Here is a 237-nt window from a genome sequence, read left to right as displayed (position 1 = left end):
CAGTGATGAAGGCACCGGCGTGACGCCAGGAAGTTCTTTGCCCCGGGTGAAATTCGGCTTGTGCAGGCGGAGCAGGGCCATGCCGTCGTGCTCCCAGCGGAATCCGGGGTTGGACAAGGCGGCCTGGTACGCGGCGTCGACCGTGTCCGGGTATTTCGCTGCCAGGTCCTCCAGGACGTAACCGGGAACCGTCTTGTCCTCCACATAGCCACGGAGGACTTCCGCAGCCGGGTCCTC

General features: G+C 65.0%; 1 protein-coding gene. It reads right to left on the bottom strand.

The features are described 5' to 3' along the window. Positions 1 to 237, bottom strand: a 237-nt coding sequence (locus AC3XQU_RS24815) for a hypothetical protein (protein ID WP_489876752.1), incomplete at both ends; no start/stop codon positions are given.

The sequence above is a fragment of the Telluria sp. AZSoR62 genome, from assembly GCF_058111565.1.
The sequence above is the reverse complement of the archived record's forward strand: the minus strand, read 5'-3'. Positions and strand labels throughout refer to the sequence as shown.